The organism is Amycolatopsis sp. VC5-11 (assembly GCF_037034185.1).
GTDB lineage: Bacteria > Actinomycetota > Actinomycetes > Mycobacteriales > Pseudonocardiaceae > Amycolatopsis > Amycolatopsis nivea.
In genome coordinates, this window is record NZ_JBAGKF010000023.1 from 95,331 (window position 1) to 118,659 (window position 23,329).

Genomic DNA, 23,329 nt, shown 5'->3' on the forward strand with positions numbered 1-23,329 from the left:
AGCAAGAAACGGCGGGCGGGCGACCCTGCGCTGCCCGCGCCCGGACCGCCTGGGAGGACCCCGATGTCGACCGACGCGATCGTGCTGCTCAAGAACGACCACAAGACGGTGGAGAAGCTTTTCAAGGAGTTCGAAAAAGCAGGCGACAAGGCCTACCGGAAAAAGCGCCGCATCGTCGACTCGATCATCGAAGAGCTCACCATTCACGCCTACATCGAAGAAGAGATCTTCTACCCGGCGGCCAAGGAAGCCGTGCCGGAGACCAAGGACCACGTCCTGGAAAGCGTCGAGGAGCACCACGTCGTGGTGTGGATGCTGTCGGAGCTGCTCGACCTGGACCCGGAGGACGAAACCTTCGACGCGAAGGTGACCGTCCTGACCGAAAACGTCCGCCACCACGTCGAGGAAGAAGAGGACGAGTGGTTCCCGGAGGTCCGCTCGGCCATGGGCCGAAAGCAGTTGCAGGAATTGGGGCAGCGGATGATCGACGCGCGGCCGGACGCGCCGAAGAATCCGCTGAAACTGCAGAGCGCCAAAGCATGAACTGAGAGCACGCGCGTGTCCACAAAGGACGAACTCAGGTGAGCTTGCCGTTGGCGACAAGAGAATCCTTCAACGCCCCCGTGGCCGTAGTGAGCGCTTTGGTCGCGGTCCCGACATCGATGCTGTCGTCCCACGTGCTCATCACCGCGACCGCGAACGTCCGCGACCCGGTCCGGACCAGACCGGTCGTGTTGAGCACCCGCCGCCCCTCCGACGTGCCCCAGCCCTGTTTGATCGCCCACGTCGCACCGGGGAAGGCGCGCGGGATCCCGAAATGCTGGTCGAACCCGTCGGCGGCGGTGAGCGGGGCGCTTTCCAGCGCCTCGGTCAGAAAATCGCGTTCGTCGTCGGACCGTGCCGAGGTGATGTGCCGGTACACCGTGACGACGTCCTCCGGCGACATCTTCGTCGACCCCCACTGGCCGGGATCGTCGGGCGGCGAAGTGTGCGTGAGCCCCAGTTTCCCGGCCTGCCGCCGGACGATGGCCGGTCCGCCGAGTTGCTGCCAGAACCGGCTGGCGACCCGGTCGTCGCTCGCCGCGAGCATGGCGTGGACGGCGTCGGCCTCGCTGTCTTCGGGGACCCCGGACCGGTCGAGGAGATCAAGCGCGATGAGCAGTTTCACCACGGACGCGGTCGGCTGCGGCTGATCGGCCTTCCAGCCGACCTCCACCGCGCACGCGTCGAGGTCGACGACCTCCATTTCGAGCCGGGGGTCGTTCCCGTTGCTCAGCAACGCTTTCCGGGCGTCCGCGACGGCTCCGGGATGTTTGCCCGCCGTCGAAGCCGGGGCCGTTCCGCACGCGGCTTGCCAGTCGGTGCCGCCGGAGTCGGCGGCCAGGCAGATCGCGGCGACCAGACCTCCCGCGACGGCGAGCGCGGCGAGCCCCACGAGCATCTTCATCGATGCGCACTCCTTCGGCAACGGTCCGCTTCTGCGGGAAGCGGGAGCGCTCCGAAGGTAGGGAGACCAGGGGACGGACAGGATCGTCCGAAAAGTCCGTCCATTCAGGCCAGTCGGCGGGCAACCCCGTCCGGGCATCGGCCATCTGGCCGACCCGCGCCGCGCTGACCTGCGACGACCCGGCCGTCGACAGGGGTGCGGCGACGGCGGTCGAGGGTGCGCACAAAGCGACGGCGGCGAAAGCCGGAGGACGTTCAGGCGCCTGCGCCTGCCCGATCATCCCTCTTCGCCGTCGTCGTTCCCGGGGTTTCGGTCAATCGGTTTCCGGCTGCTGCCACGCCCTTCCGGCCCGCTGGGCGGCCAGCTGGATCTCGTCGCCGACCTCCTGCCAGTTCTGGTCCGTCGGGTCGTGGTCGCCGATCCACGTGCGCCGCGGCGTCGCGAGCGAGCCGCCTGCCTGCTGCGGTTGTTCTGTCATCTGAGTCATGATTCCTCCGTCTCCGGGTGAAGACCAGCGGGGATTACCCCTTCCGGGGCCCCTGAAACGGGTCGTTGTTTGAGATCGGCCCGGCTGGGTAAGCGGGGCGGGTGGCCGATCATTCCCGCGCACCAGTGCTCGAGGCGATCCGGCGGTTCCGCGCGTCCGGGCACGTGTCCTTCCTGCCGCCCGGGCACAAACAGGGCCGTGGCGCCGACCCCCGGCTGACGGAGATCGTCGGCCGCGACGTGTTCGCCTCGGACATCATCCTGATGAACGGGCTCGACGACCGGGCGCTCACCCGCGGCGTCCTGAACGAGGCCGAAGACCTCATGGCGGACGCGGTGCACGCGGACCGCGCGTTCTTCTCGACCTGCGGCAGTTCGCTGTCGGTCAAATCGGCGATGCTGTCGGTCGCGGGCCCGGGCGAAGAGCTGCTGATTTCCCGCAACGTGCACAAATCCGTGGTCGCCGGGCTCATCCTGAGCGGCGTCCGGCCGGTGTGGGTGTCCCCGCGCTGGGACCGGACCCTGCACTTCGCCCATCCGCCCGGGCCGGAAGAGACCGAGGCGGCCTTCGCGGAACACCCGGCGGCGAAGGGAATGCTGCTGATCACGCCGACCGATTACGGGTCCTGCGCGGACATCCGCGGCGTCGCGCGGATCTGCCACGAGCGCGGGGCGCCGCTGATCGTCGACGAAGCCTGGGGCGCGCACTTCCCGTTCCACCCGGACCTGCCGGCGTGGGCGATGGACGCGGGCGCCGACCTGTGCGTGACGAGCGTGCACAAGATGGGCGCGGGCCTGGAACAGGGCTCGGTCTACCACCTGCGCGGCGACCTGGTCGACGCCGACGTGCTCGCCATGCGCGCCGACCTGCTCGACACGACCAGCCCGTCGTCGCTCGTCTACGCCGGACTCGACGGCTGGCGCAGGCAGATGGTCGAACACGGAAAGGGCCTGCTCGACACCGTGCTGGAGCTGGCCGCGGACACCCGGAAGCGGCTGGCCGGAATCGCCGGGATCACCGTGCTGGGCGATGCCGAACTCCTCGGCCCCGGCCGGGCGGACGACCGGGATCCGCTGAAAATGCTGATCGACGTGTCCGGCCTCGGCTGCTCCGGCTACGACGCGAACCACTGGCTGCGCGAACACCAGCGGGTCGACGTCGGACTCTCCGACCATCGCCGGATCGCCGCCCAGCTGACCGTCGGCGACGACGAGGAGACGGCCGCCCGGCTGGTCGAGGCGCTGCAAGCGTTGTCCGATCACGCCGAGGAGCTGCCCCGCGCGAAATCGGTGGACCTGCCCGCGCCCGAGGACCTGGAACCGGACCAGGCCATGCTGCCGCGCGACGCGTTCTTCGGCCCGGCCGAACAGATCCCGGTCGAGAAGGCCGCCGGACGGATCGTCGCCGAAACGATGAGCCCGTACCCGCCCGGTGTCCCGGCCGTGCTGCCTGGCGAGGTGCTGACCCGTCCGATGCTCGACTATCTGCGGAGCGGGGTGGCCGCGGGCATGTTCCTGCCCGACCCGGTGGATCCGTTGCTGCGCGGCGTGCGGGTTGTCGCCCGCTGAGGTTGCCTCCGCTGGACGCGGGTAATCCCGGGCCCATGACGGAATGGGACAACCGGCTGCCCGTCGTGCGCGACCTCGACGAACTGGTTTCGGCGTTCCGCCGGGCCGGCGAGGACGACCTGTACATCCGGTGGTCGCGCGGCCCGGACGCGGACCTGCGCTCCGGCGAGGAAAGCCGCGACGGGCTCACCGGGATGCTGCTGCCGGGACTGTCGGCGAACTCGCTGGCGCGGCAGCCGTGGTGGCGCGGCCGCTCGCTCCGGCTGTGGCTGGCCCGGCGCCTGCACGACTACCAGCACCTGCGCGAACGCGGCGGCCCCGGCGTGCGTCCGTGGCTGTTGCGGGGCAGGGAGATCGCGCGGGGCCCGGACAACGAGCCGCTGGTCGTGGACGCGGAGCCGCTGGCCTGGATCGAGGACGCCGTCATGCACGAAGCGCTGCGGCTGGTCGATCAGGAAGCTCCCGCGGACTGGGGCTCGATGGACCGGCAATCGTGACCCGCCGCCGCGCGGCGGGCCGGTCGTGAGGGGAACCCTGCAGGAATCAGATTCCGCCAGGGGTCCCCTCACGGACTTCTGCGGAACTCAGCCGACCGTCGACGCCCGCACGATCAGCTCCGGCTGCAGTCGCTCCGATTCCACCTCTTGCCCGGCCAGCTTGCGGAGCAGCGTCGCCAGCGCCCGGCGCCCCATCTCGTGCATCGGCGACCGGATCGTCGTGAGCGGGATGGAGATCGACGCGGCGAGGGGAGTGTCGTTGTACCCGACCAGCGCGACGTCCTCGGGGATCTGGAGTCCCTTGTCCCGCAAGGAACCCATCGCGCCGATCGCGGCGAAGTCGTTGGTCGCGAAGATCGCGTCCGGATAGGGCTTGCGCGCCAGCAGCTGATCGGCTGCCTCGCGTCCGGCCGCCGCGTCGAATCCGTTGTAGACGATGCGGTGCGCGGGGATTTCGATGCCGGCCTCGGCGAAGCGGTCGACCAGCCCTTGGGTCCGTTCCTGCGCGGTCGACGCGAACGGGAGCCCGGCGACGATCGCGACGTCCCGCCGGCCGGTCTCCAGCAGATGGTCGGCGATCAGCCGCCCGCCCGCCGGGTCGTCGCAGGTGATCGAGACGTGCCTGCCCAGCCTGCGCGAGGTCAGCACGAACGGGACGCCGGTTTCGGCGAGGCCGTCGAGGAACGTGTCGTCGGAGTGCGCGTCGCCGAAGATCAGCCCGTCCACCCGGCGGTCCAGCATCTGCTGGGTGCGCTGCCGCTGCAGCTCCGGGTTGTCGAGCGAGTTCGTGACGTAGGTCGAGATCCCGGCCTCGGTCGCGGCCTCGTCGATGCCCTCGTAGATCGTCGCCAGCACGAAGTCCTGCAGCCGGGGGACCAGCACGCCGATCACGTTCGACCGGGCGGTGCGCAGGCTCGCGGCGTGCGGATTGCGGCGGTAGCCGTTGCGCTCGGCCGAGTCGAGGATCGCCGCGACCTTCTCCGGCGACGCCCAGCGCTCCGGATGCTCTTCCGCCGGATTGAGCACCCGGGACACCGTCGTCACGCTGACGCCCACGTCCTCGGCGATCATCCGCTGGGTGAAGGGCCGCACGGTCGCGGGCATCTGCCTCCTGTCGTCGGGCTTCAGTATGCCCGGCCCGCGCGCACCTCGCCACAAACGATTGACACAAACGATTGACTCAAACGTTTGTGTAGCTCACACTCAACGCCCATGACGCACATCGTGGTCCTGGCCACCGGGGGCACCATCGCCTCCCGCACGGGTCCCGGCGGGGCCTCGGTCGCCGCCGACGGAGCCGGCGCGCTGCTCGCGGCGGCCGGGCAAGACCCCGCCGTCAAGGTCGAACCGGTCGACGTGCTGCGGGAGAACTCGTTCAACCTGACCCTGGAAGACCTGGCCTCGATCGCCGAGGCGGTGCGCGCCCAGCTGGCCCGCCCCGAGGTGGACGGCATCGTCCTCACCCACGGCACCGACACGATCGAGGAGACAGCGTTCCTGCTGGACCTGGTCCACGACGACGACCGGCCGGTGGTGCTCACCGGCGCGCAGATCGCGCCCGACCGCGACGGCTCCGACGGGCCCCGCAACCTGCGGCAGGCGATCGCCGTCGCGGCCGCGCCCGAGGCCCGCGGGCTCGGCGTGCTGGTCTCGTTCGCCGGCGAGCTTTTCGCCGCGCGGGGCCTGCGAAAGGCGCACACCCTGCTGCCGCAGCCGTTCGCCGCGCAGTCCGGCGGACCGATCGGACAGGTGCTCGACGACGGCCCGCTGATCACCGCCCGGCCGGTCCGGTCCGCGCCGCTTCCGTTGCCCGGTCCCGGATTCGGCTCGCTCCGCGTCGAAACGCTGACCCTCTCGCCCGGCGCGACCCCGGAACTGCTCGACCACCTCGTCGAGCAGCGGACGCCCGGGATCGTGCTGGCCGGGACCGGTTCCGGGAACCTCAACCGCGGCTACCTGCGCTCGCTGCGCGCGGCCGTCGACGCCGGGACCGTCGTGGCGCTGTCGAGCCGGGTCCCGTTCGGACCGGGCGCCGCCATCTACGGCAGCGGCGGCGCGGTCGACGCGATCGCCGCCGGCGCGGTCCCGGCGACCGCCCTCCCGTTCACGCAGACGCGGATCCTGCTCGCGCTGCTGCTGTCCCGTTTTCCCGCCGGCGCCGCCGCCGACCGGCTGCGGCGCCGCGCGAACCGTGAGAAAGGAATCTGAGCATGGCCAAGGAAATTTTCGTCGCCTTCGGCATCGACGTGGACGCCGTCGGCGGCTGGCTCGGGTCGTACGGCGGCGAGGACTCGCCGGGCGACATCTCGCGCGGCATCTTCGCCGGCGAGGTCGGCGTGCCGCGGCTGAACCAGCTGCTCGCCCGCTACGGCCTCCCGGCGACCTGGTTCTGGCCCGGCCACTCGATCGAAACCTTCCCCGAGCAGTTCGAGCAGGTGGTCGCGGCGGGCCACGAGATCGGCCTGCACGGCTACAGCCACGAGAACCCGATCGCGATGACCCGCGCGCAGGAATCGGAGATCCTCGACTACTGCCTGGAGCTGATCCAGGCGCGCACCGGCACGCGGCCGACCGGGTACGTCGCGCCGTGGTGGGAGTTCTCGCCGGTCACCAACGAACTGCTGGTGGAGCGGAAGATCCGCTACGACCACTCGCTGATGCACCGCGACTTCACGCCGTACTACGTCCGGGTCGGCGACTCCTGGAGCAAGATCGACTACGACAAGCCGGCTTCGACCTGGATGAAGCCGCTGGTCCGCGGCGCCGAGACCGACCTGGTCGAGATCCCGGCCAGCTGGTACCTCGACGACCTGCCGCCGATGATGTTCGTCAAGTCCAGCCCGAACAGCCACGGGTTCGTCAACCCCCGCCACCTCGAAGAGATCTGGCGCGACCAGTTCGACTGGGTCTACCGCGAACTCGACTACGCGGTCTTCACCTTCACCGTGCACCCCGACGTGTCCGGCCGCCCGCAGGTGCTGCTGATGCTGGAGCGGCTGATCGAGCACATCAACGGGCACGAGGGCGTCCGCTGGGCGACCTTCGACCAGATCGCCCAGGACTTCCAGGCGCGTTTCCCGCGCACCGCCTGACCCGGCTCACGACAGGAGCGTCCAGATGACCACCTCAGCACCCGGGAGCGGGCTGCCCGCCGTCTCGGTCAAGGAGACCAGACGGGCGACCAAGATCGCCTTTTTCGCCTGGGCCGTCGCGGTCTACGACTTCATCATGTTCGGCACGCTGCTGCCCCGGATCTCCGACAGTTTCCACTGGGACGCGAGTTTCGCGCTGCTGGTGTCCACTTTGGTCAGTGTCGGCACCTTCGTCGTGGTGCTGGCGGTCGGCCCGCTGGTCGACCGGCTCGGCAGGCGCAAGGGCATGATCATCTCGGTCGGCGGCACCGCGTTGTCCTCGGCCGCGACGGCCGCGACCGCGGGCGCCGCGAGCCTGGTCGGCGTCCGCGGGATCAGCGGCCTCGGGCTCGCCGAGCAGTCGGTGAACGCGACCTACCTCAACGAGCTCTACGCGCTGACCGAGGACCGGAAGATCAAGCGCCACCAGGGTTTCGTCTATTCGATCGTGCAGACCGGCTGGCCGCTGGGCGCGCTGCTGGCGGCGGCGTTCGTCGGCCTGATCACCGCGGTCTTCGGCCCCGGCAGCTGGCGGATCGCGTTCCTGCTGGCGACGATCCCGGCGTTCGTGGTGGCGCTGTTGTGCCTGCGGCTGAAGGAAAGCCCGCAGTTCGTCGCCCAACAGACCCTGCGGCGGCTGCGCAAGGAGGGCCGCGGCGACGAGGCGTCGGCCTTCGCCGCGCGGGTCGGGCTCGAGGAGCAGCACGCGGCTCCGTTCAAGAGGATCTTCTCCGGCAAGCACCTGCGGAACACGATCATGCTGTCGCTGGCCTGGCTGGTGAACTGGTTCGGCATCCAGACCTTCTCGGTGCTCGGCACGACGGTGCTGGAATCCGGCAAGCACATCTCGGCGGGCAACGCGCTGGTGCTGGTCGTGGTGTCGAACCTGGTCGGCGCGCTCGGCTACCTCACGCACGGCTGGCTGGGCGACCGGTTCGGCCGCAAGAAGGTGATCGTGACCGGCTGGCTGCTGGCGGGCGTTTTCTTCGCCGCGATGCTGGTCGGCCCGGAGAACCCGGCCTACGTGCTGGTCACGTACATGCTGGGGCTGTTCTTCCTGCTCGGCCCGTACGCCGCGATCATGTTCTTCCAGGCCGAGTGCTACGACACCGACTGCCGCGCGACCGGAAGCACGTTCATCGGCGCGATGAGCCAGCCCGGCGCGATCGTCGGCGGCCTGATCCTGACCGGACTGGTCGCGGACGCGATGTCGTTCTCCACGGCCGCCCTGCTGGTCGGCGCGCTCGGGACGTTCGCGTCCGGCCTGATCATGCTGGGCACCAAGACAGTGACCCCCGACGCCGGGGCCGCGGTGCGCCCGGCCGGAACGAAAGCGGAAGCGGCATGACGGCGGTTTCAGTGATCAGCGGCGCGGCGTCCGGCATCGGCCGGGCCGCCGCGATCCGCCTGGCAGCGCGCGGCGACCGGGTCGTGATCGGCAGTTTCCCCGGCGACCCGCACGATCCGGGGGAAACGCTGGCCGGGGTCGAGCAGGCGGGCGGCACCGGGCTGATCGTCGAACTCGACGTCAGCCGGACCGCGTCGGCGCAAGCCTTCGTGGCCGCGGCCCTGGACGCCTTCGGCCGGGTCGACCACGTGATCGCCAACGCGGGAATCCTGCGCCGCGCCGCCTTCGACACGATGACGGACGACCAGTGGGACGAAGTCCTGCAAGTCGACCTGCACGGCGTGATGCGGCTGGCCCGGGCGGCGGCCCCGCACCTGCGCGAGGGCGGTTCGATCGTGGCCATTTCGTCGATCGCCGGCGGGGTGTACGGCTGGGCGGAGCACGCGCACTACGCCACCGCGAAGGCAGGCGTGCTCGGGTTGATCCGCAGCCTCGCGGTCGAGTTCGGCCCGCGCGGAATCCGGGCGAACGCGATCGTCCCGGGCCTGATCGAGACGCCGCAGTCGCTGGACGCGGCCAATTCCCTTGGCCCCGAAGGACTTCGCCGGGCCGGTGCCACGATCCCGTGGGGCCGGGTCGGCAAGCCGGAGGAGATCGCCAGCGTGATCGAGTTCCTCAGCTCGGAGGCGGCTTCGTACGTCAGCGGCCAGGCGATCACGGTCGACGGCGCGCTCACCGTCGCGATGCGGGATTGAGCCCGTGATCGCTAGCGCACCACCGAAACCGGAAGGATTCCCATGATCGACCCCAGTCCGCTCGCCGGCCGGACCGCGCTGGTCACCGGCGCGGCGAGCGGCATCGGCCGCGCGATCGCCGAGCACTTCGTCGCCGCCGGAGCGACCGTCGTGCTGGCCGACGTCCAGCCGCGGGTCACCGAACGCGCGGCGGAACTCGGCGCGACCGGTGCCGTGGTCATGGACGCGTCCGACGAACAAGCGGTCGCGGACGGCGTCGCCGAGGCGACCCGTCTGCTCGGCCGGATCGACGTCCTGGTGACCTCGCACGGGTTGCTGACCGAGGCTCCCGCCGACACGATGCCGCTAGAGACCTGGCAGCAGACTATCGACATCGACCTGACCAGTGTCTTCCTGCTCAACCGCGCAGTGCTGGGCCCGATGCTCGAACGCGGCGACGGACGGATCATCAACGTCGCGTCGCAACTGGGCATCAAGGGTGGCGTCGGTCTCGCGCACTACGCCGCCGCGAAGGCCGGGGTGATCGCGATGACCAAGTCGATCGCCCTGGAAGCGGCGAGCCGAGGCGTGCTGGTCAACGCCATCGCTCCCGGCCCGGTAGAAACGCCGCTGCTGGCCGGAATCAGCGACGACTGGCGCTCGGCGAAAGCCGCGGAACTGCCGCTCGGCCGCTTCGGCACCGTCGAGGAAATCGCGCCGACCGCCGTCCTGCTCGCCTCCAACCCCGGCGGCAACCTGTATGTCGGCCAGGTGCTCGGCCCGAACAGCGGCGACGTGATGCCCTGATGTGCGGCAGTTGCGGGACTGTCAGAACGGACTGGCTCACCGGCGTGCTGTCGGGAAGCTACGCCCGCACTGTCGTCGCGGCTCGGTTGTCGACGCTGCGCCCCGGCGTCCGCGTCACCGCCGGACCGGCCGGCTGGTCCCTCCGATCAGCCGGCCGCCCGGCCCGCTTCCACCCGACCCTGCCGGCCCTGCTGACCGCACTGGGCCCGATACCCGATCCGGCGACGCTGGCCGCGAGCTGGCCCGAACACCGGCCAGTCCCGCTGACCGACCAGCCGGGGCAGGAGTCGACGCGGGTGATCAACGAGTGGCTGGGACAGGCGCTGGCTCGCTCAGTCGTGTCGGGAAGCCGGAGCGCTAACGTCGTGGCGTGATTTCCCGCAGCGGCGGGAGCTATTCGGGCGAGGGGAACACGCATGCGCGCGGTGAAAATCAGGAACGGCGAGTTCGAACTCGGCGAGGCGCCCGATCCGGCCGCGGGCGGCGACCAGGTCGTGGTCCGGATCCGCGCGGCCGGTTTGAACGCGGCGGACCTGCAGCAGGCCCGAGGCACCTACCCCGCCCCGCCGGGCTGGCCGGACGACATTCCCGGACTCGAAATCGCCGGGGTGGTCGAAAAATCGGCCACGGCCGTTTGGTCCGCCGGAGACCGCGTCATGGCCGTAGTGGGCGGCGGTGCCCACGCCGAACGCATCGCGGTCCCGACGAGCCTGCTGCTGCCGATCCCGGACTCGGTCGACGACGTCCACGCGGCCGGTTTCCCCGAAGCGTTCAGCACCGCCTGGGACGGCCTGGTCGACCAGGCCGACGTCCGCCCCGGCGACCGAGTCCTGATCACCGGCGCGGCCGGCGGCGTCGGCACCGCGATGCTCCAGGTCGCCGCACTCGCCGGGGCTGATGTCGTCGCGAGCGTGCGCCGCCCGGAGACGCACGCCGCCGTCCAGGCTTTGGTTCCCGACGCGACGGTCGTGACGCCGGAGCAAGAAGAGGAACACGGCCCGTACGACATCGTCGTGGAACTGGTCGGTGGCAAGGATTGCCTGCGCCGCGTGCGGTGGCTCAAGCCGTACGGCCGGATCCTGGTGATCGGAGTCGGTGCGGGGGAGGAGGCGTCCCTGCGCCTGTTCGACCTGATGCGCGCCCGCGGCCGAGTGCTCGGGTCGACGATCCGCGCCCGCAGCACGGTCGAGAAGGCGGTGCTCGCGAGCCGGATGCGGGAAGGACTCCTGGGCGCACTCGCGGCGGGGCGGCTCACGGTGCCGGTGGACAGCGTTTATCCGCTGGAGCAGGCGCGTGACGCTTACGTCCGGCTGGGCTCGCCGGGCAAGCTCGGCAAAGTTGTTTTGCGGATGGACTGATCGCGGAACTCCCGGAAGAACCGAGCACCGGGTCGGGCATCGACGCCCGACCCGGCACCGGGGAATTCAGCGGGTCTTTCTCGGCGCAGCGCGACGCCCGAGCCGGGGAATCGCCGGCATCGGCCTCGTCTGCTGCGCCACCCACGAGATCGCGACCCGGAGCAGTGCCAGCGCGATCTGCCAGGCCAGGTTTTCGTCCATGGTGCCCACCTCGAATCACTCACCTGTCTCAGAGGGAGGGATTTCCGGCCCCTGACACGGCAAACGGGGCCCTGCCGCGGGCCCCGCTCCGAGTGGGCGATCCGGTTCGTGCCAGTCGTCGCGCCTCACCGGTTCAACTCCGGACGGCACCGCGGAGATCGTGCCACCGGGCTCAGGCGTCGCCCTTGATCTTCTTCATCGTCAGGTGCGACGTGACCCGCAGGACGCCCGGCAGGCCGGAAAGCTTCCGGGTCTGGAACTCCTCGTACGCGGCGTGGTCGGCGACCGCGACGCGGATGAAGTAGTCGGGGCGGCCGAACAGACGGCGGAACTCGATGACCTCCTCGTAGGAGGCGATGGTGTCCTCGAGCGCCTCGATCGTCGCCCGGTCGGTCGCGTAGACCTCGAGGTCGATGAGCGTTTCCAGCCCGCGGCCGACGGTGGCCGGGTCGATCACCGCGCGGTAGCCGGCGATCACGCCCGCGTCCTCGAGGCGCTTGACCCGGCGCAGGCACGGGGGAGGGGTGAGCCCGACGCGTTTGGCGAGTTCGACGTTGGTCAGCCTGCCGTCCTGACGCAGGTGAAACAAAATATCCCGATCCAGCGCATCCAGCCTAACTACATTGCTCACCGGCCCATTCTAGCGCCATGATCGGACACCAAATTAGCCGCGGGCTGACGTAGTGTTCCAAGCGTGGAAACCGTCTCCGGCCTGGCTGTTCGTGATCGCTCGCCCGCGCTGGCCGCGCTGAAGGACTGCGGGTCCGTCGGGATCGGCCTGGTCCCGCTCGGCCTCGCGTTCGGCGCGTTCCTCACCCATTCGGGCCTCGCCTGGTGGTGGGCGACCGTCTTCACCACGTTCATCTACGCGGGCTCGTTCGAGTTCCTGCTCATCGGCCTGGCCGCGACGGCGGCTCCGCTGGCGTCGATCGGGCTCTCGGCGTTCCTGGTCAACGTCCGGCACGTCTTCTACGCGCTGTCCTTCCCGCTGCACCGGGTACGCGGACGCGGAGCGCGCGCGTACAGCACTTTCGCCCTCACCGACGAGGCCTACGCACTGTCCACAACGGACGCCGCCAGGGAATGGAACGGCGCGCGAATCCTGTGGCTGCAACTGTTCCTGCACTTGTTCTGGGTCGGCGGAGCCACCGCGGGCGGCTTGCTCGGCGCGCTGATCCCGAACGGTGTCGTCGGCCTGGACTTCGCCATGACCGCCTTGTTCGTCGTCCTCGCGCTGGACGCCGTGCGCGACCGCAAGGGCGACCTGCCGACCCCCGTCCTCGCCGCACTGAGCGCGGTCGTCGCCCGCGTGGTCTTCCCCGGGCAGATGCTGCTGGCGGCGTTCGTACTGTTCGTCGGAGGCCTGATCGTCCGCGGCCTCGTCGCCGAACGGAGCGTGAGCAATGCCTGACCCCGCCTACCTCCTCGCCGCGGTCGCAGTATCCGCCGCGGTCACGTGGGGCCTGCGCGCGCTCCCGTTCGCCGTCCTGGCCCCGCTGCGCGCCAGCCGCACCGTGCAGTACTTGAGCACGCGCATGCCAGCGGGAGTCATGGTGATCCTGCTGATCTACTGCCTGCGCGACGTGTCATGGACGTCCCCGAGCGCCCTCGCCCCGACCATCGCGCTGGCGGTGACGATCGCCCTGCATCTGTGGCGCCGCAATGCAGTACTGAGCATCGTCGGCGGTACTGCGGTGCATGTTTTGCTGGCTAGCCTGCTTTTCGCGGCGTGAGCTCGAAAGCTCAATTGCGTAGCGGATTTCCGTACTACTGCGGACGCGCCCGCGCTCCCGACCCGCGACTGTCGTCCGCATGACCCGATTGATTGTCACCGAGCGGCGCGAACTCACCGCGATACGCGCCGCGTGGCTTTTCGACGGCACCGGATCCCGGTTGCTCGCCGACCCGCTCGTGGTGCTGGACGGGCCGGTGATCCGCTCGGTCGAGTCCGGTGCGGCGCCGCCCGCAGGAGTGCCCGTCGTCGATCTCGGCGGGGCGACGTTGCTGCCCGGGCTGATCGACACCCATGTCCACTTGGCGTTCGATGCCAGCGCCGACGCCGTGGGCGCGCTCGCGGCTCGCACGGACGACGAGGCGCTGGCCGCGATGGCGGAGGCGGGCCGGGCCTCGCTGCGGGCGGGCGTGACGACCGTTCGCGACCTCGGCGACCGCGGTTACCTGTCCCTGCGGCTGCGCGGTCGGCCGGACATGCCGACGATTGTCGCCGCCGGACCGCCGATCACCACCCCGTCCGGGCACTGCCACTTCCTCGGAGGGGTCGCCGAGCCGACCGAGTTCGGCGTCCGCAAGGCCGTGCGCGAGCACGTCGAGAACGGGGTGGACGTCGTCAAGATCATGGCCAGCGGCGGCACGATGACCCCCGGCACGCGCCAGGAGTGCGCCCAGTTCGACGTCGAGGTGCTGCGCGCGGCGGTCGACGAGGCGCACCGCCACGGCCTGCCAGTCACCGCGCACGCGCACGGCACCCCGGCGATCGCCGACGCGCTGGCCGCGGGGGTCGACGGCATGGAGCACGTGACGTTCTGGTCCGCGGCCGGCGTCGACGTGCGCGAGGACCTGATGGCCGGCATCGCCGCGCGGCGCGTCGTCGTCGGGGCGACGGTCGGCATGGAGCCGGTGCCCGGCATCGCGCCGCCGCCGGAGATCGCGAGCCGGCTGCCCGCCCTTACGCGCAACCTGCGGCGGCTGCACGAGCTGGGCACGCCGTTCGTCGCCGGCACCGACGCGGGCATCGCGCCGGTCAAGCCGCACGGTGTTCTCGCGACCGCGCCGGTGATGCTGCGCGGCATCGGCCTCAGCCCGGCCGAAACGCTGCGCGTGATGACGTCCGTGGCGGCCGGGGTGTGCGGGCTCGGGCATCGCAAGGGCCGCGTCGCGCCGGGATTCGACGCGGACCTCCTTGCCGTCGACGGCGACCCGCTGGCCGATCCGGCGGCGCTGCGGCGGGTCGTCGCCGTGTACGCCCGGGGCGGGAAAGTGCTTTCCCACGCCTAGGCGGACAAGCAGGGCGAACCTTATGGTTCTGGGCATGACAGGCGAGTTCGTCGGGAGGGCCCGCGAGGCCGAACTGCTCGCCGCCCGGTTCGACGAGGCGCGGTCCGGGCGCGGCCAGCTCGTCCTGATCACCGGCGAGCCCGGGATCGGCAAGACCCGCCTGGCCCAGGAGACCGCCGCGCGGGCCGCGGCGCTGGGCGTCCCGGTCGCCTGGGGCCGGGCCAGCGACGACGAAGGCAGCCCGCCGTACTGGATCTTCCGGCAGCTCGTGCGCGATTTGGGCGGCACGCTGCCCGCCGCGCTCGCCGAAGGCGACCCGTCGGCCGACTCGGCGACTGCTCGCTTCGAGGCGTTCGAAGCCGTCGCGGGCCAGTTGCGCGACGCTGCCGAGCCGGACGGGCTGCTTCTGGTGCTCGACGACCTGCAGTGGGCCGACGCGGCGTCGCTGGCATTGCTGGTGCACGCCGCGCGCGGGATGTCGCGGTCGAGGCTGCTGCTCGTGGCGACCTACCGCGACACTGAGACCGGCGGCCGCGAGGCGTTGATCTCGGCGCTGGCGGCGCTGGCTCACGAAGCCGGACAGTCCCGCGTCCGCCTGGTCGGCCTGCCGCCTTCGGATGTCCAGCGCCAGCTCGAACTCGCGACCGGCGAGGCAGTGCGCCCGGACGTGGCCGCCGTCGTCAGCCGCCGCACCGGAGGCAATCCGTTCTTCGTCAACGAACTGGCCCCGCTGCTCGAAAGCGACACGCTGCCCGACGGCGTGCTCGACACCGTCCGCGCGCGGCTGGCCCGGCTCACCGGCTGCTGCCGAGAGCTGATCGCCATCGCCGCCGCACTGGGCAGCGAGCCTGCGGCACCGGAACTGGCCGCGGTGACCGACCATCCGGTCGAGGCCGTGCTCGGCGCGCTCGACGAGGCAGGCGCGGCGGGTCTGCTCGTCCGCGGCGATGGCTGGCGTTTTCGCCACGACCTGATCCGGGAAGCCGCGCGAGCCGACCTGCCGACGGCGACCAGCGCCGGAGCGCACGCCCGGATGGCGGCCTGGCTGGCCGCTCGTCCCGACGCCGCCGAGCGGGCCGCGGAAATCGCGCACCACTGGCTGGCGTCGCTGCCGGTGGGGGAGCCGGGCGAGGCCGTCGCGTGGGCGGAGCGCGCGGGCGACCTGGCGCTGGACCGCCTCGCCTGGGAGCAGGCCGCCGATCTTTACCAGCAGGCGCTGGACGCCGGCGCGCCGCTGTCGCCCGGCGACCGGGGACGGTTGTTGCTGCGGCAGGCCACCGCGTTGACCCGCAACGGCGACATCCAGCCCGCCGGAGCGATCCTCGCCCGGGCGGCCGACGCCGCGCGCGAAGCGAGCGACCCGTACGCGCTCGGGTCGGTTTCCCTTGCCATGGAAGGGCTTTCCGATCCGTGGGGCGGCTTCCGCGGCGACCGGCTTGCCGCCGAGGCACTGGCCCAGCTGCCCGACGAGGACAGCCCGATGCGCGCCCGGCTTCTCGCGTTGCTGGCGGGCGAGGCCGGATTCGTCGGCGGCGTCGACCCGGAACGCGTGTCCGGCGAGGCGCTCGCGATGGCGGAACGGCTCGGCGACACCCAGGTGCTCCGCTCGGCGCTGCGGTCCCGGCAGATGGCGCGCTCGGGCCCGGACGGCGTGCACGAACGGCTCGAGCTGGCCGAGCGGATGCACGCCCTCGGCCAGTCCGAACAGGACGACGAGACCACGCTGTGGGGCTGGCTCTGGCGGTTCGACGGGTACATGATGCTCGGCCGGGTCGACGACGCGGAGGCGGCGCTGGGGCCGATGCGGCTGCTCACCGACCGATTGCGGAGGCCGCTTGCCCAATGGCAGTACCTGCGCGCGGTGGCCGCTGTCGAGGTCGCCCGGGGCCGGTTCGACGACGCCGTCGAGACGGGCCGGAAGTGCGTGCGGCTGATCGAAGGCCGCACGCACGACTCGGTGCGCGGCGTTTCGTTGTTCGTGCTGCTCATGATCGACGGTCTCGTCGGCCGCGGCGACCTGCTCACCGCCGAGGAGTTCGAGCTGTTCGACCGCTACACGCCCGCGTTCGCCTCGCCCGTCTACGCGCTTTATCTGGCGCAGCGGGGCGATTTCGAGCGTGCCCGGCGCATCGTGCGCCGCTCCGCCGGCCCCGACGCTTTTCCGCAGCCCGCACTGCTCCCGTCGCTCGCGACGAGGGCCGAACTGGCGGCGATGTTCGACGAGCCGGAGGTGGCGGCGGACCTGGCCGCCCGCCTGCGGCCCGCCGCCGACCTGTTCGTCACCGGAGGCGCCGGGACCGTGACGAACGTCGGCTCCGTACGGACTTACTTGGGTATCGCGGAGGCGACTTGCGGGCGACTGGACGAGGCCGTCCGCGAGATCCGGCTCGGGATCACCGCCAACGACACGGCCGGCATAGCGCCGCACGCCGCCCTCGCCCGGTTCGAGCTGGCCCAGGTGCTGGCGCGCCGCCGTCGTCCGGGCGACGTCGAGGAAGCCGCCGCGCTGTGCGCGACCGCGACGTCGTCGGCCGCACGGCTCGGGATGGCACCGCTGCGACGGCGTGCCGACGAACTGGCGACGACCCTGCGCGGCGACGCACCCGCCGGGCTGACGCCGCGCGAAGCCGAGGTCGCGGCGCAGGTCGCGCAAGGGCTGACGAACAAGCAGATCGCCGCGCTGATGCACATTTCCGAGCGCACGGCGGAAAGCCACGTCCAGCACATCCTGGGCAAACTGGGCCTGGCCAACCGCACTCAGATCGCCGCCTGGTCCGCCCAGCGCTCCTGACCCGGGTTTCCGTACCGGCTTTCCGTATCAGCACGGATTCGCACGGCGCGCGCCGCTGACACCTTGGTCGCAGGCCGCCGCGGACCGCGACGCCGACATCGACGAAGGGGAGCCACCATGACCACGCCCGCCGGACGGAACGCCCAGCAGAACTACCAGCGGCAGGTGCAGCAGAACAGCAGCACCTTCGCCCGCAACGCCGCCTACCACGCCCAGCTCAACCGCCGGCGCGGTTCGGGAGGACTGGCCCGCGGGCTGCTGGGATTCCTGTTCTCGCTGGTGTTCATCGCGATCGCCGTCGGGGTACTGCTGGTGGTCCTGGCGACCGCGCAGCCCGAGTGGTTCGAGCACGTCAAGAACTGGTTCTGAGCAGGGGGTCGCGACCTGCCGCAGCCTCCGCCCTGCAATGCAATTAAGTCAGCTGATTGACTTAACAACTCGGGTTCGCCATGATCGTGCCGGTTGCCGGTTGCGAGCAGGAGGTTGCGATGCCCGAAAGCGACGTGGAGCAGTTGCCGCGGTTTCCCTTCGAGCAGCCGGGGGCGTTGGAGCCTCCGGCTGAATGGGCGGAGCTGCGCGCGGGATGCCCGGTCGCGCGGGTCGCGTTGGCGAGCGGGGACGAGGCGGCGCTGATCACCCGGTACGCCGATGTGAAAACCGTGCTGTCGGACCGGCGGTTCACCCGTCCGACCCCGGCCGACGACGCGGCGCGGGTCGCGGACACCGAGAGCGGCGGGGTGTTCAACAGCGAGATGGCGACAGTGATCCCGCAGCACGGTCCGGCGCATCTGAACTGGCGGCGGATGATCGGGAAGTGGTTCACGGCGAAGCGGATGAACGCGTTGCGGCCGGGGATCGCGGCGATGGCGGAGCAGTTGATCGGGGAGATGGTCGCGAAGGGCGGTCCGGCGGATCTGAAGGCGGGGCTGGCGTTTCCGCTGCCGGTGTGGGTCATCTGCGACATGCTCGGCGTCCCGGACGCCGACCGCGACCGGTTCGCGCACTGGTCGGACGTCATGCTCAGCATGACCCGCTACACCCAGGAAGAATTCGACGCCGCGCAAGCGGACTTCGGCCGGTACATGGGCGCGCACATCGCGGCGAAACGCGCAGAGCCGGGGGAGGATCTGCTCAGCGCGCTGATCACCGACACCGACGCGGACGGGCAGCATTGGTCGGACGCGCTGCTCACCGCGACCGGCATCGGGTTGTTGATCGCGGGACACGAGACGACGGCGAACATGATCGCGAAGATGGTCGCGATGCTGCTGTCCGACCGCACGCGGTGGGAGGAACTGCTCGCCGACCCGTCGCTGGTGCGCACCGCGGTCGAGGAAACGCTGCGGCTGGACGCGAACGCGGGCGTGGGCATGTCGCGGTATCTCACAGAGGATTTCGAGGTCGCCGGAACCGTGCTTCCCAGCGGTACCACCGCGATGTGCAGCATGGCCGCGGCCAACCGCGACGAGACCGCCTTCACCGATGCCGCCGTCATGGACCTGCACCGCAGCCCGAACCCGCACCTGGCGTTCGGCGCCGGTGCGCACGCCTGCCTGGGCCAGCCGCTGGCGCGCACCGAACTCCAGGTAGCCCTCGAAGTACTGCTGCGAATGCTGCCGTCGCTCGAACTCGACGTCCCGGCGGCCGAACTGCGCCGGATCGAGGGCCTGGCCGTGGGCGGGTTGCGGGAACTGCCCGTGCGATGGTGACAGTCATGAGGAACAACGCCGCCGACCGGGACGCGCCGGTTCGGGCGCACGCGACCCGGGAGCTGATCCTGACCGCTGCCGAGCGCCTGTTCGCCGAGCACGGGATTCTCGCCGTGTCCAACCGCCAGGTCAGCGAAGCAGCCGGGCAGGGCAACAACACCGCAGTCGGCTACCACTTCGGCACCAAGGCTGATCTGGTCCGCGCGATCGCGCGCAAACACTCCGCCGCGATCGAGGAACGGCGGCAGCGGCGGCTGGCCGAGATCGGCGACAGCGCCGACCTGCGGGACTGGCTCGACTGCCTGGTGCGTCCACTGGCCGAGCATCTGGCCGCGCTGGGCAGCCCGACCTGGTACGCCCGGTTCGCCGAACAGGCCATGGCAGACCCGACGCTGCGCCCGATCGTCGTGGAGGAATCCCTGTCCTCCCCGTCGCTGGCGCGCATCGTCGAAGGCCTGCAGCAACGACTGCCCGACCTCCCGCCCGAAGCGGCCGCCGAACGCAGCGACATGACCCGGACTCTCTTGGTCCACCTGACCGCCGAACGCGAACGCGCCCTCGCCGAGAAGACCGCCACCCCGCGATCCGACTGGAACGACGCCGCCACCGGCCTGATCGACGCGCTGATCGGCCTGTGGCAGGCACCGGTCACCGCCTCGCCGAACGAAAGGAAGAAACGCCGATGAAGGTCACCGTGGACGAAGCGAAGTGCTGCGGCGCGGGCACCTGCGTGCTGCTCGCGCCGGAAGTGTTCGACCAACGCGATGACGACGGCATCGTGCTCCTGCTCGACGAACACCCCGGCGAAGAACTGCACGCGACCGTCCGCGAAGCCGCCACCGTCTGCCCCGGAGCCGCGATCTCCGTGGACGCGTAACCACTGTCCATAGTGGACACTGAGTTCGCGCTGCGCGAGATCTCTGCCGCACCGCATGATCGAGACGGACGTGTCTCATTCGCCGAGGAGGTCTGAGAACTTCTCCAGAAGTGCCCGCGCAGCCTTGGCGACTCGGGGATTGTCGGTTTCAGTGGCCCGGCGCAGCCATACGACCGCCTCAGTGCGTTCGCCGCGCTTCAGCTGATCGGCGGCCAGCCAGAGCATGCTGTCCGGCGCCGCGAACTCGCCGTGCTCGACCACCTGGAGATGCCAGCGCGTGGCTTCTCCCTGATCGCCGCGTTCGTCGGCGATGACGCCGAGTTCGTGCATCGCTCTGCTCACTGCGGACGGGGCCGCGGAGTCTGCGGCCTGCCGCAACCAGCGCTCGGCCGTGTCAAGGTCGTGGTTCTTGTGGGCCAGCGACCCCAGCCAGAACAACGCGGCGGGGGCTGTTCTGGGCTGGCCGGACTCGGCGGCCCGCCGGAGCCAATCCGCGGCTTCCTCGTCTTCGTCGCGGCTCTCCAGAATGACGCCGAGGTGCAGCGCGGCGTTAGGGCTTACCTCGGGTTCGCCGCTCTCGGCAGCCAGCCGAAACCAGTGCGCGGCCTCGTCCTGGCGACCTTGCCGCTCACGGATCCCGCCGAGCCGCAGCATCGCCATCGGGGCATGGACCGAATCCTCGGTGGCCAGCGCCCGCCGGTACCACTGTTCGGCATCGGCCAACTCGTCCCTGCCCTCACAGCGGTAACCAAGGACGGTCATGGCCTGGGCCGCGTCACGGGGATCCGGACCGTCGACGGCTTCCCGCAACTCCCCCTCGTTCAGGTCGGCCCAGGGCCGCGGTCCGCGCTTACGTTTCGGCCCCCAGCGTTTCATCTTGGAAGGCTATTCCCGGCTTTCCGGACATACAAGGCTGACCGAACGCCAGGCACCTCCGACATGGCGCTACCGGAAGCCTCAGACTCGTCTCGACCCGTCAACGGCCACAATGGACAGTGCGGAACCGCCCACGAATCCTGACTCCTCGCCAGCTGGGCCGCCGTCACCTTGGATGGCAACCGCTTGTCGAGGTGCCTGTTCAGCCGCCGATGGTGAGCGTGATCGGTGCGTGTGCCCGGTCGGCTGGCAAAAATTGGTCTCCGCGGTGGGAGATGGGGAGTACGTAGGAGGGGAGTCCGTCGGGGACGTCGTTGTGGCGCTGCTGGTCGCGGTTCGACGATTGTCGGTGTGCGGGGCTTTTCCTGCGACCAAGCGGTCTGCGCGGCAGTTGCTGGTCGGGGCGAGTGTCGTCCCGTTGGTATTGAACGTGGCCGAGCCGTTGTCCCGCTCGGCGCGCGGAGCCGCGCGATGGCTCGGATGCCGGGTCGTCACCAACTGAACAGGTGCTCGCCGGGATCGCGGCTCAGCACCGGTGGGGTCCCCATTGCCGGCCGCGCGGTGCCTCGCGACGATGATTTTCTGGGTGGGCATCCAGTGTCCGACGTTCAGAGCGGAGCCTCGAGCAATCGGTCGGCCAAAATCTCCAGCGCCGCGGGCAGGGCGGGATTGTCGTGCAGGCGGGGCATCCGAGCGGCGTCGTTGGCGATGCTGAGCACGGCGTGCACCCGGATGCGCGCGACAGCCGGGTCGAGGCCGGGGTCGACGAGCCGGCTCAGGTGCACCCATTCGGTGAGGTAGTCGTGCTGGACCTGGCGGGCCTGGTGGCGTTCCGCGGGCGGCAGGTTGCCGGTTTCGGTGATCAGCAGGTCGATCAGGTGCGGGTGGGCGCAGACGAACCTGAGGTAGGAGCGGACGAGGCGGCGCAGGGCGTCCGGTGCGCCGGCAGCGGCGAGGTAGGCGGCCGAGAGTTCGGTTTGCAGCGTGGCCGCTCCGCGGGCGATCAGGGTCGTGAGCATGTCCAGTTTGCTGGGGAAGTGGTTGTAGACGCTGGGTCCCGTGATGCCGACGGCGGAGCCGATGTCTTCGATGCCGACTCCGGTGTAGCCGTGTTCGGCGAACATGCGTGCGGCTTGGGCGAGGAGGGCTTCGCGCCGGGAGGCCGGCATCAGCGTCCCGGTCGTGCCGGGCGAGGGCGTGGCGGTGGTGAAGGACGTGGGCAGGTCTGTGTCCAGCACGACGTCGACGAGGCCGGTCGCGCCGAGCGGGTGTCCCTTGGACAGCAGGCCGCCGGACGGGTTGGTCACCACGCGGCCGCCGTAGGTGTTGTCGCCGTCGGCGACGAACTTTTCCGCGGTGCCTTCTGGAGTCAGCCCGAGCGCTTCGTAGGTCAGCAGTTCGTTGGTGGTGAAGCAGTCGTGCAGCTCCACCACCGGAATGTCCTCCGGGCCCGCGCCCGCGGCCTCGTACACCTGCCGCGCGGCTTCCTTCGACATGTCGTAGCCGACGAGCTTGCGCATGTCTGCTTCGTCGAAAGTAGACGGCGTGTCGGTGGTCATCGCCTGCGCCGCGATCGAGACGTCGGTGCGCAGCCCGTGCTTGCGCGCGAACTCCTCGGTCGTGATCACCGCGGCCGCCGCGCCGCAGGTCGGCGGGCAGCACTGCAAACGCGTCAGCGGGCCGAAAATGTGCGGCGAGTTCAGGACGTCCTCGGTCGTCACCGGGTCGCGGAACACCGCGTACGGGTTGTTCGCCGCGTGCCGGCGGGCCTTCACCGCGATCGCGGCGAACGTCTCGGGGCCGGTACCGTACTGCTGCGCGTAGGCCGCGCCGGCGCCGCCGAAGTACTGAGCGGCGAACGGAGCGTCGGAGATGCCTTGCACCGCGTGCGCGACCTTGTCGAACCGCTCGAACGGGCTGGGCCGGTCCGGCCACTGTATGGTCAGCGCGCCGCGCTGCATTTGCTCGAAACCCAGTGCCAGCACGCATTCGGCGGCACCGGACTCGACGGCCTGCCGAGCCAGGTACAGCGCCGTGGACCCGGTCGAGCAGTTGTTGTTCACGTTCACGATCGGGATCCCGGACTGCCCGAGCCCGTACAGCGCCGCCTGGCCGCACGTCGAGTCGCCGTAAACGTAGCCGACGTAGGCCTGCCGCACCTGCCGGTAGTCGACCCCGGCGTCGGCGTGAACGACTGCTACGCGGCGGCCTTCGCGTCCCATCCGGCGCCGATGGGCGGCTGGAAGGCATCCGGACTGGGACGGCGGCACGGTGAGCAAGGACTGTTGCGCTACACCGAATCGCAGACCGTCGCCACGCAGCGCGGCATCACGATGGACGACCGCTTCGGGCTGCCGCGCCACTGGCACGGCCGACTGCTCGCGGGCGGGAAGGCCCAGCTGGGAAAGCTCGCGGGCCTGCGTTGAGGCTATTGCCGCACCACCGCGACAAGAGGCGCGGCGCGCACTCGCATTCGTTACTTT

26 protein-coding genes are annotated in these 23,329 nt (G+C 70.6%); 19 read left to right on the forward strand and 7 right to left on the reverse strand.

The features are described 5' to 3' along the window. Positions 1 to 63 precede the first annotated feature (63 nt). Positions 64 to 543: a hemerythrin domain-containing protein gene (locus tag WA670_RS40260; protein ID WP_336161353.1), complete on the forward strand. Its 480-nt coding sequence runs from the start codon at positions 64 to 66 to the stop codon at positions 541 to 543. A gap of 34 nt (positions 544 to 577) precedes the next feature. On the opposite strand, the gene WA670_RS40265 is transcribed toward WA670_RS40260, so the two are convergent. Further along, positions 578 to 1,447 (reverse strand): serine hydrolase, encoded by an 870-nt coding sequence (locus tag WA670_RS40265; RefSeq protein WP_238605613.1) that lies wholly within the window; start codon positions 1,445 to 1,447, stop codon positions 578 to 580. A 313-nt stretch (positions 1,448 to 1,760) separates the two neighbouring features. Beyond that, on the reverse strand, positions 1,761 to 1,934 hold the full coding sequence (locus tag WA670_RS40270; RefSeq protein WP_158691544.1) for a hypothetical protein: 174 nt from the start codon (positions 1,932 to 1,934) through the stop codon (positions 1,761 to 1,763). Positions 1,935 to 2,035: 101 nt separating this feature from the next. Between WA670_RS40270 and WA670_RS40275 the strand changes: the two genes are divergently transcribed. Then, a complete protein-coding gene (locus WA670_RS40275; protein WP_336161355.1) occupies positions 2,036 to 3,502 on the forward strand; it encodes an aminotransferase class I/II-fold pyridoxal phosphate-dependent enzyme in 1,467 nt (488 codons plus the stop codon). 35 nt (positions 3,503 to 3,537) lie between these two features. Next, the gene (locus tag WA670_RS40280) at positions 3,538 to 3,999 is read left to right on the forward strand and encodes a DUF6098 family protein (protein WP_037810785.1); all 462 of its coding nucleotides are present in this window, start codon (positions 3,538 to 3,540) and stop codon (positions 3,997 to 3,999) included. An 87-nt stretch (positions 4,000 to 4,086) separates the two neighbouring features. On the opposite strand, the gene WA670_RS40285 is transcribed toward WA670_RS40280, so the two are convergent. Next, positions 4,087 to 5,103: a LacI family DNA-binding transcriptional regulator gene (locus WA670_RS40285; protein ID WP_037810787.1), complete on the reverse strand. Its 1,017-nt coding sequence runs from the start codon at positions 5,101 to 5,103 to the stop codon at positions 4,087 to 4,089. Between the two features lie 108 nt (positions 5,104 to 5,211). Between WA670_RS40285 and WA670_RS40290 the strand changes: the two genes are divergently transcribed. The 7 genes from WA670_RS40290 to WA670_RS40320 are packed head-to-tail and all read left to right on the forward strand — an operon-like array spanning position 5,212 to position 11,377. After that, a complete protein-coding gene (locus WA670_RS40290) occupies positions 5,212 to 6,207 on the forward strand; it encodes an asparaginase (protein ID WP_336161357.1) in 996 nt (331 codons plus the stop codon). Positions 6,208 to 6,209: 2 nt separating this feature from the next. Next, positions 6,210 to 7,091: a polysaccharide deacetylase family protein gene (locus WA670_RS40295; protein ID WP_043839932.1), complete on the forward strand. Its 882-nt coding sequence runs from the start codon at positions 6,210 to 6,212 to the stop codon at positions 7,089 to 7,091. A 25-nt stretch (positions 7,092 to 7,116) separates the two neighbouring features. After that, on the forward strand, positions 7,117 to 8,478 hold the full coding sequence (locus WA670_RS40300) for an MFS transporter (RefSeq protein WP_336161358.1): 1,362 nt from the start codon (positions 7,117 to 7,119) through the stop codon (positions 8,476 to 8,478). Beyond that, entirely contained in the window at positions 8,475 to 9,233 is a 759-nt protein-coding gene (locus tag WA670_RS40305) for an SDR family NAD(P)-dependent oxidoreductase (RefSeq protein WP_037810793.1), read from the forward strand. The genes WA670_RS40300 and WA670_RS40305 overlap by 4 nt, the downstream gene beginning before the upstream one ends. A gap of 42 nt (positions 9,234 to 9,275) precedes the next feature. After that, complete coding sequence (locus tag WA670_RS40310) at positions 9,276 to 10,019, forward strand: SDR family NAD(P)-dependent oxidoreductase (RefSeq protein WP_037810795.1); 744 nt, start codon at positions 9,276 to 9,278, stop codon at positions 10,017 to 10,019. Positions 10,020 to 10,063: 44 nt separating this feature from the next. After that, positions 10,064 to 10,393 carry a hypothetical protein gene (locus WA670_RS40315; RefSeq protein WP_158714444.1) on the forward strand — a complete coding sequence of 110 codons (330 nt, stop codon included), beginning with the start codon at positions 10,064 to 10,066 and terminating at the stop codon, positions 10,391 to 10,393. A gap of 42 nt (positions 10,394 to 10,435) precedes the next feature. Further along, the gene (locus tag WA670_RS40320) at positions 10,436 to 11,377 is read left to right on the forward strand and encodes a zinc-binding dehydrogenase (RefSeq protein WP_336161362.1); all 942 of its coding nucleotides are present in this window, start codon (positions 10,436 to 10,438) and stop codon (positions 11,375 to 11,377) included. Positions 11,378 to 11,443: 66 nt separating this feature from the next. On the opposite strand, the gene WA670_RS40325 is transcribed toward WA670_RS40320, so the two are convergent. Further along, on the reverse strand, positions 11,444 to 11,578 hold the full coding sequence (locus WA670_RS40325) for a hypothetical protein (RefSeq protein ID WP_255443643.1): 135 nt from the start codon (positions 11,576 to 11,578) through the stop codon (positions 11,444 to 11,446). Positions 11,579 to 11,750: 172 nt separating this feature from the next. After that, a complete protein-coding gene (locus WA670_RS40330; protein WP_037810799.1) occupies positions 11,751 to 12,209 on the reverse strand; it encodes an Lrp/AsnC family transcriptional regulator in 459 nt (152 codons plus the stop codon). A gap of 63 nt (positions 12,210 to 12,272) precedes the next feature. Between WA670_RS40330 and WA670_RS40335 the strand changes: the two genes are divergently transcribed. The 8 genes from WA670_RS40335 to WA670_RS40370 all read left to right on the forward strand — a co-directional run bounded on the left by WA670_RS40335 (position 12,273) and on the right by WA670_RS40370 (position 19,970). Further along, on the forward strand, positions 12,273 to 12,989 hold the full coding sequence (locus tag WA670_RS40335; protein WP_336161365.1) for an AzlC family ABC transporter permease: 717 nt from the start codon (positions 12,273 to 12,275) through the stop codon (positions 12,987 to 12,989). Then, a complete protein-coding gene (locus tag WA670_RS40340) occupies positions 12,982 to 13,311 on the forward strand; it encodes a branched-chain amino acid transporter permease (protein ID WP_336161367.1) in 330 nt (109 codons plus the stop codon). The genes WA670_RS40335 and WA670_RS40340 overlap by 8 nt, the downstream gene beginning before the upstream one ends. Before the next feature lie 79 nt (positions 13,312 to 13,390). After that, a complete protein-coding gene (locus tag WA670_RS40345) occupies positions 13,391 to 14,593 on the forward strand; it encodes a metal-dependent hydrolase family protein (RefSeq protein WP_336161369.1) in 1,203 nt (400 codons plus the stop codon). 34 nt (positions 14,594 to 14,627) lie between these two features. Further along, positions 14,628 to 17,384: a helix-turn-helix transcriptional regulator gene (locus WA670_RS40350; protein ID WP_336161370.1), complete on the forward strand. Its 2,757-nt coding sequence runs from the start codon at positions 14,628 to 14,630 to the stop codon at positions 17,382 to 17,384. A gap of 117 nt (positions 17,385 to 17,501) precedes the next feature. After that, positions 17,502 to 17,753: a hypothetical protein gene (locus tag WA670_RS40355; protein WP_037810803.1), complete on the forward strand. Its 252-nt coding sequence runs from the start codon at positions 17,502 to 17,504 to the stop codon at positions 17,751 to 17,753. 119 nt (positions 17,754 to 17,872) lie between these two features. Next, positions 17,873 to 19,093 (forward strand): cytochrome P450, encoded by a 1,221-nt coding sequence (locus WA670_RS40360; protein ID WP_336161371.1) that lies wholly within the window; start codon positions 17,873 to 17,875, stop codon positions 19,091 to 19,093. A gap of 5 nt (positions 19,094 to 19,098) precedes the next feature. Beyond that, a complete protein-coding gene (locus WA670_RS40365; RefSeq protein WP_336161372.1) occupies positions 19,099 to 19,779 on the forward strand; it encodes a TetR/AcrR family transcriptional regulator in 681 nt (226 codons plus the stop codon). After that, positions 19,776 to 19,970 carry a ferredoxin gene (locus tag WA670_RS40370; protein WP_037810805.1) on the forward strand — a complete coding sequence of 65 codons (195 nt, stop codon included), beginning with the start codon at positions 19,776 to 19,778 and terminating at the stop codon, positions 19,968 to 19,970. Before WA670_RS40365 ends, WA670_RS40370 begins: the two co-directional genes overlap by 4 nt. 75 nt (positions 19,971 to 20,045) lie before the next feature. On the opposite strand, the gene WA670_RS40375 is transcribed toward WA670_RS40370, so the two are convergent. Together WA670_RS40375 and WA670_RS40380 are read right to left on the reverse strand one after the other, a co-directional pair. Beyond that, positions 20,046 to 20,846: a tetratricopeptide repeat protein gene (locus WA670_RS40375; RefSeq protein ID WP_336161373.1), complete on the reverse strand. Its 801-nt coding sequence runs from the start codon at positions 20,844 to 20,846 to the stop codon at positions 20,046 to 20,048. Positions 20,847 to 21,454: 608 nt separating this feature from the next. Next, complete coding sequence (locus tag WA670_RS40380; RefSeq protein WP_238605622.1) at positions 21,455 to 23,068, reverse strand: thiolase C-terminal domain-containing protein; 1,614 nt, start codon at positions 23,066 to 23,068, stop codon at positions 21,455 to 21,457. A 9-nt stretch (positions 23,069 to 23,077) separates the two neighbouring features. Here WA670_RS40380 and WA670_RS40385 point away from each other — a divergent pair, with 9 nt between their 5' ends. Further along, entirely contained in the window at positions 23,078 to 23,272 is a 195-nt protein-coding gene (locus tag WA670_RS40385) for a hypothetical protein (protein WP_158714446.1), read from the forward strand. Positions 23,273 to 23,329: the final 57 nt, after the last annotated feature.

What these genes read in the sequence shown, in the direction of transcription:
- WA670_RS40260 (WP_336161353.1), top strand. Translation starts at nt 64, where the DNA reads ATGTCGACCGACGCGATCGTGCTGCTCAAGAACGACCACAAGACGGTG.
- WA670_RS40265 (WP_238605613.1), bottom strand. Translation starts at nt 1,447, where the DNA reads ATGAAGATGCTCGTGGGGCTCGCCGCGCTCGCCGTCGCGGGAGGTCTG.
- WA670_RS40270 (WP_158691544.1), bottom strand. Translation starts at nt 1,934, where the DNA reads ATGACTCAGATGACAGAACAACCGCAGCAGGCAGGCGGCTCGCTCGCG.
- WA670_RS40280 (WP_037810785.1), top strand. Translation starts at nt 3,538, where the DNA reads ATGACGGAATGGGACAACCGGCTGCCCGTCGTGCGCGACCTCGACGAA.
- WA670_RS40285 (WP_037810787.1), bottom strand. Translation starts at nt 5,103, where the DNA reads ATGCCCGCGACCGTGCGGCCCTTCACCCAGCGGATGATCGCCGAGGAC.
- WA670_RS40290 (WP_336161357.1), top strand. Translation starts at nt 5,212, where the DNA reads ATGACGCACATCGTGGTCCTGGCCACCGGGGGCACCATCGCCTCCCGC.
- WA670_RS40295 (WP_043839932.1), top strand. Translation starts at nt 6,210, where the DNA reads ATGGCCAAGGAAATTTTCGTCGCCTTCGGCATCGACGTGGACGCCGTC.
- WA670_RS40300 (WP_336161358.1), top strand. Translation starts at nt 7,117, where the DNA reads ATGACCACCTCAGCACCCGGGAGCGGGCTGCCCGCCGTCTCGGTCAAG.
- WA670_RS40305 (WP_037810793.1), top strand. Translation starts at nt 8,475, where the DNA reads ATGACGGCGGTTTCAGTGATCAGCGGCGCGGCGTCCGGCATCGGCCGG.
- WA670_RS40310 (WP_037810795.1), top strand. Translation starts at nt 9,276, where the DNA reads ATGATCGACCCCAGTCCGCTCGCCGGCCGGACCGCGCTGGTCACCGGC.
- WA670_RS40320 (WP_336161362.1), top strand. Translation starts at nt 10,436, where the DNA reads ATGCGCGCGGTGAAAATCAGGAACGGCGAGTTCGAACTCGGCGAGGCG.
- WA670_RS40325 (WP_255443643.1), bottom strand. Translation starts at nt 11,578, where the DNA reads ATGGACGAAAACCTGGCCTGGCAGATCGCGCTGGCACTGCTCCGGGTC.
- WA670_RS40340 (WP_336161367.1), top strand. Translation starts at nt 12,982, where the DNA reads ATGCCTGACCCCGCCTACCTCCTCGCCGCGGTCGCAGTATCCGCCGCG.
- WA670_RS40345 (WP_336161369.1), top strand. Translation starts at nt 13,391, where the DNA reads ATGACCCGATTGATTGTCACCGAGCGGCGCGAACTCACCGCGATACGC.
- WA670_RS40350 (WP_336161370.1), top strand. Translation starts at nt 14,628, where the DNA reads ATGACAGGCGAGTTCGTCGGGAGGGCCCGCGAGGCCGAACTGCTCGCC.
- WA670_RS40355 (WP_037810803.1), top strand. Translation starts at nt 17,502, where the DNA reads ATGACCACGCCCGCCGGACGGAACGCCCAGCAGAACTACCAGCGGCAG.
- WA670_RS40360 (WP_336161371.1), top strand. Translation starts at nt 17,873, where the DNA reads ATGCCCGAAAGCGACGTGGAGCAGTTGCCGCGGTTTCCCTTCGAGCAG.
- WA670_RS40365 (WP_336161372.1), top strand. Translation starts at nt 19,099, where the DNA reads ATGAGGAACAACGCCGCCGACCGGGACGCGCCGGTTCGGGCGCACGCG.
- WA670_RS40370 (WP_037810805.1), top strand. Translation starts at nt 19,776, where the DNA reads ATGAAGGTCACCGTGGACGAAGCGAAGTGCTGCGGCGCGGGCACCTGC.
- WA670_RS40375 (WP_336161373.1), bottom strand. Translation starts at nt 20,846, where the DNA reads ATGAAACGCTGGGGGCCGAAACGTAAGCGCGGACCGCGGCCCTGGGCC.
- WA670_RS40380 (WP_238605622.1), bottom strand. Translation starts at nt 23,068, where the DNA reads ATGGGACGCGAAGGCCGCCGCGTAGCAGTCGTTCACGCCGACGCCGGG.
- WA670_RS40385 (WP_158714446.1), top strand. Translation starts at nt 23,078, where the DNA reads ATGGGCGGCTGGAAGGCATCCGGACTGGGACGGCGGCACGGTGAGCAA.